Below are 5233 nucleotides of genomic sequence, written 5' to 3' on the forward strand. Positions count from 1 at the left end.
CTGCAAGGCCTGCGCCGAAGCCTGCAAGGCCTGCTCCGTCGAATGCCGCAAGGTGACCGCCTGAGTCCACGCGCCCCATCCCCCGCCTTCAGGCACAGAACACCGCACTCTGGATCCGACTTTTTTCAGGGGACTCTTCCCACAGGCCGATGAAGATTGTAGAGTCATCGTTTTCCGCCGCACCAATTGGACCAACAGCCAATTGCCGGAGCCAGACCCGTGAACACCACCGTCTTGAAGAAGCACGTCGCCGCCGCCACTGGCATGACCCTGGCCGACGCCGATCACGCGGTGAAGGTCACGTTCGCGGCCATTGCTGAAGCCCTCAACGCCGGGGATTCGGTGGCCGTAATGGGGTTCGGTTCTTTCGCCGTCACCGAACGTGGCACCCGGACTGGTCGCAACCCGAAAACCGGCAGGAGATCAAAATTCCGGCGTCCAAGTCCGTGCGGTTCAGGCCGGGGCGTCGTTGAAGAACGGGGTGAATGGTTGATCCGAAAAGGTGGTGAACCACACGGTTTTTTTGATCTTTGCGGCATTGACTTCTCCTCCATCAAAGCAAAGGACTGCGTTAACACTTTTATAGCTTGGAGATATTGACATGGCGAACTATGAGGGGAAGTCTCCACTAACAATGGAATGTCCGCACTGCGGAGAGTATCGTCCTCATTCAGTGGTTAGCACAGATCAGAAACAATATCACAGTGGAAAAGAATGGAAAAAATTTTTTGAAAGTAAGGTTGGGAGAGATGTCTCGATCAGAAAAAGGACAAAAAAATGCTCAGCTTGTGAAGAAGAATTTACCACATGTGAGATAGCAACTCAATATTATCAATCTCTCACATCCGAGTGTGAAAGACTCCAGAGTGAAGTTCAGTCATTGTCTGGAAAGATAAAAATCTTGGATGTGCGTTTGAGTAAGAGTGGAGCCGCTCTCAAAACGTACAAGGATGATATGCAATCGGTTATAGCTACTGCTGTTGATGTTTTGCCGAGAAATGCAAACCAAAATTCCATGAGAAAAATCAGTGAAAATTTAAGAAGCCTCTTGGATGCAAACTTGACTGAACTGTTTAATATAAGAGTGGAAGAGCTCGAACTATCCGTGCGTACATCGAATTGCTTAAATAACGATGATATCGTTTACATCGGCGACTTGGTGCAAAAAACCGCAGCGGAGATGCTCAAAACCCCCAATTTCGGTCGCAAGTCCTTGAATGAAATCAAGGAAGTGCTGGAGGATATGGGGTTGAACCTGGGTATGAAGCTGGACGGCTGGAAGCCTCTAAACCATGCATTAACTGCGCGGGAACTAGAAGAAAGTGCTGAATAAACGCCTTCACCGATAGATCAGAAAAATCCAAAGATAACTCTATACGGTGATGTGCGGTCGCTTTGCCCAAGTCGAGGCTCCGCCCACCTTGTGATTTTCATCCATCAACCGGCTACGGACTGAGGCCGATTTTCAACGGGCTGATACGATGATCGGCGTTGATAATTTCTTCTGGCGTAAAAAGTCGATCCTCATGGCTCCGGTCTTCAAAACGCAGGTCGGTCTTGTGATCGCGAAACGCGGGTTTAATGACGGGAGCCGGGTGGTCCGGGGTCATGGTTTGGGTAAAACCGAGAAGAAGTTTCTCGATGGGCGGGGCTCTATCCTTCTCCATGTCAACACCATCGATATCCCTTTCCAAGAGTTCACTGGCGGGGCTGATGATGAACCAGGTGCCGGAACCTCCGTTCCGCAGGTCGGGACCGGGAGGCAGAAAATCGGCAATTACCTCGGGATCGATCCGGCACACATCCAGATCATCCAGGATTCTCCGGGCAGTGGGGGACTTTCGGGTCAAGTTGGCGCGAAACTCCTCCACCATCCCTTGCACGTCGTCCGCAGTGGGAAACCGGTCGTGAGGGAGTGTACGCAAGGGAATGCGGATGTCTTCCAGATGTAAGCCGGGAAGCTCGAACACGCCCCAGTGGATGAACACAACCACCAGGTCGTGGAGACCATCATCCCGTTGCGCTCGGGTAAGGAGCAGCATTTGCGGCCCCAGCACGGAAACGGCCAACCTTCCGATGCCCTTTTCCCCGGTCAACGGACGCTCCGCTTTGTTCGGTGGGCGGTAAGGTAGGGACATGGCACCGCTTGCCCCAACCTTGCTATCCGTACCCAGAGTGAGCCAGCGCTGCTCAAATTCGGTTTCGGTCATGCCGATCCCGTCATCCCGCAAAACGAACAGCTTGTCGGATCGGTAATAGTCTACTTCCACCCGGTCGGCGTAAGCGTCGTGGGCGTTCTTGAACAACTCATTGATGGCGCTCGGGATGCCAGCGATTTGCTGCCTTCCTAGCATATCTACAGTACGAGCGCTTGTTTTAAAGTTGGCCATGATCTCTTCACCTGGAATGACTTCTATAGTGGTTCAGAATATACATTCCGAAAGCCTTTGCAAGGCGCGGCGGAACGGCGTTGCCAATCTGTCGCGCCTGAGAGGTCATCATGCCGGAAAAAAGAAAGTCGTCCGGGAAGGTTTGCAATGCTGCAGCCTCGCGCACACTGATGGCCCGATCTTGCTCAGGATGGCCGAACCTCCCGTTGGAAAGACTGATACAGCGGGTGGTCAGACCAGATGCGGGTTCATCCCAACGCATCCTGCCGTACACGTCACCGTGTCCTCCATGCCCTTTGCGATGGCACTCCAACCACAAGTGATCCGGCCAATCGCGCCGACTTTGGCCTGGCCGGGTGTTGCGCAGACGCTCCAGATTGAGCGGGGAGAGATGAGGCGCCTGGTGCGATGGGATGACCGGACAGGTTGCTCCAGCCTGCAAGGGGGGATATTCCGCAATCACGTCCCGCACGGTTACATAAGGGAGACTGCCACCGGGACCATGGGTTGGCGCGGGCAACGTCATAGGATCGCCCAATCGCGAAGCCACCAGGACAAAACGATGGCGCTGCTGTGGAACCCCGTAATCCTGGGAGGCGATAATCCCACTGGCGATGTGGTATCCCTTTTCAGTCAGAGTGGCCATCAAGGCGGATAGAGGGCTATCCGGGTGCGGCCTCATCAGACCGGGAACGTTTTCAACAAAAACATAATCCGGCAGGTGTGCGTCCACAAACCGCCGGAACTGCCCCAACAAACCGAATCGCTCATCCGTCGCTTTTCGGATCGTTTTTTGCCGAGTGAATGGTTGGCAAGGGGCGCAACCGGAGAACAAGATCGGGATGCGATCTTTCCGACAGTTGGCGACCATCTCGCCGATCCCATCCGTCGGAAAATGCGTGATGTCCGTTTGTTCCCCCCGGACTTCCGGAAAATTCAGGCGAAAAGTCGCCATGGAATCCTGGCTGTTGTCCAAAGCGAACACCGGTTTTAGTCCAGCGTGCTGGAAACCGAGGGTGGTCCCTCCGCAACCGCAAAAGAAATCAAACAGATGAATTGGCATGGGAGATGACCGCAACGCCAGAAAGGTCCGTCAATCCGTGACCTGCTCGGTCACAGCACGGTGAAGATGACGGAGAGGTACGCCCACTTGGCCCCGGAGAACGTCTGGGCCGCCGTGGTCAGACTCGAAAATCGGTCACGTTTTGGTCATAGTGGTGTGACCGGCAAAGAAAAAGCGGCTGGCGTTGTAGTGCCAACCGCTTGAATTTCCTTGAAAATATGGTGGGCGGCGCAGGGTTTGAACCTGCGACCCCTGCCGTGTGAAGGCAGTGCTCTCCCGCTGAGCTAGCCGCCCAACTTCCCCGCGAAAACATGCTTCCATGAGGGAACCCGTAGTTTATACGCCGGACCCAGCGGGGTGTCAACCTTTTTCACGCAGGATGCCGCCGCCGCCAGGCGTTGCGAGCAGGTCGCAAGATCGTTTCGAGGGTTGATTTCCCGGCGGAAGCGCGACCAATCCGCGGCGCGGTCCTGTCGGCGGCGTCCGATGGGATGCCGCCGTACTCCGGCGCACCACCCATCGGCGGAAGTCCTGGGGAAAAATCCCGACCTCTTTCCACCGTCTCCGGGTGCGTTTTCCCCTGGCCTTGCCGCCCCGGGACAGGTACAAAGGGGCGCGAATCATGAGTTCATGAGGATTCCCTCGCCCCTATTTTTTTGGACCACCCTGCTCCCCATGGTCTTGCGCCGTCCGCCGACCCTCCGCGCTCCCTGGCTCCGCCTGCTGACGACGATGGCGGCGCTGTGGTTCGCCCCTGGCCCGGCGGGTGCCGACCCCGGCCCCTTGACGGCGGAAGAGACCTGCGCGGCGGTGGGCGGCAAGCTTTCCAGCGTCAGCGCCGCCGATTGCCTCTCGTTTCGCATGACCAAAAGCGGCGAATCCCGCCATGGCCGGGCCATTTTGCTCAAGGAGTATCCTCCCCTCAAACAGCGCCCCCCCCAGGCCCGGGTGTTGGTGTTGGGCGGGGTGCATGGCGATGAATACTCCTCGGTGAGCATCGTCTTCAAGTGGATGAAGCAACTGGACGCCCACCACTCCGGGCTCTTCCATTGGATGATCGCGCCGCTGGTCAATCCCGACGGGCTGCTTCAACCGGTTTCGCAGCGGGTCAACGCCGCCGGGGTGGATCTCAACCGCAATTTCGAGACCCCCGACTGGCAGGCCCAGAGTCGGGACTATTGGCAGCGGCAGACCGGTTCCGATCCCCGCCGTTTTCCCGGTCACGCCCCCCTTTCCGAGCCGGAAAGCCGCTGGATGAAGGAGCGGATCGACGCCTTCAAGCCTCATGCCATCGTGTCGATTCACGCCCCCTACGGTCTGTTGGACTTCGACGGCCCCCCCACCACGCCGCCCAAGCGGTTGGGGCGTCTGACCCTCTCGCCCATGGGGACGTTTCCCGGCTCGTTGGGGCGTTACGCCGGGTTGGAGCTGAAAATTCCCGTGATCACCATCGAGTTGGAAAACGCCGGGGTGCTTCCCCCTCCCGCCGAGGTGCAGGAGATTTGGAGCGACCTGATTCGCTGGCTGCGGACCCACGTCCACGCCTCGTCCTCTCCCGCCAAGGGCAAGTGACAGCCCCTCCGTCCTGAGCCCGGATAATTCATGCACAGCGCGGCGTAGCCGCAACCAATGGGGCGAGTTTCGCAAAAATCTGGTTGCCTGCGGCAACGATTGGGCGCGCTGCGCGAATGCTGAAAAACGCATTCGCTTCACTGGAAGCGCGCCTAAAAACAAAGTCAAAATCAAGACCTTGGGGGGACAGGGAACTGTCCCCCCAATA

General features: G+C 57.0%; 3 protein-coding genes, 1 tRNA gene and 2 pseudogenes. 3 read left to right on the top strand and 3 right to left on the bottom strand.

Annotated features, from left to right (window positions below; genetic code table 11):
- Window positions 1–219: 219 nt before the first annotated feature.
- Both HQL56_17880 and HQL56_17885 read left to right on the top strand, forming a co-directional pair.
- Window positions 220–473: pseudogene (locus HQL56_17880) on the top strand (HU family DNA-binding protein).
- A gap of 608 nt (window positions 474–1081) precedes the next feature.
- Window positions 1082–1333 (top strand): annotated as a pseudogene (locus HQL56_17885) (DNA-directed RNA polymerase subunit alpha).
- Window positions 1334–1445: 112 nt separating this feature from the next.
- Here HQL56_17885 and HQL56_17890 read toward each other — a convergent pair.
- The 3 genes from HQL56_17890 to HQL56_17900 all read right to left on the bottom strand — a co-directional run bounded on the left by HQL56_17890 (window position 1446) and on the right by HQL56_17900 (window position 3747).
- Window positions 1446–2390, bottom strand: coding sequence for an ATP-binding protein (locus HQL56_17890; protein MBF0311390.1), 945 nt, complete (start codon window positions 2388–2390; stop codon window positions 1446–1448).
- Between the two features lie 7 nt (window positions 2391–2397).
- A complete protein-coding gene (locus HQL56_17895) occupies window positions 2398–3453 on the bottom strand; it encodes a DNA cytosine methyltransferase (protein MBF0311391.1) in 1056 nt (351 codons plus the stop codon).
- 219 nt (window positions 3454–3672) lie between these two features.
- Window positions 3673–3747, bottom strand: a tRNA-Val gene (locus tag HQL56_17900).
- 381 nt (window positions 3748–4128) lie between these two features.
- Here HQL56_17900 and HQL56_17905 point away from each other — a divergent pair.
- The gene (locus HQL56_17905; GenBank protein ID MBF0311392.1) at window positions 4129–5025 is read left to right on the top strand and encodes a murein peptide amidase A; all 897 of its coding nucleotides are present in this window, start codon (window positions 4129–4131) and stop codon (window positions 5023–5025) included.
- Window positions 5026–5233: the final 208 nt, after the last annotated feature.

This window comes from Magnetococcales bacterium (assembly GCA_015231925.1).
Lineage (GTDB): Bacteria > Pseudomonadota > Magnetococcia > Magnetococcales > JADGAQ01 > JADGAQ01.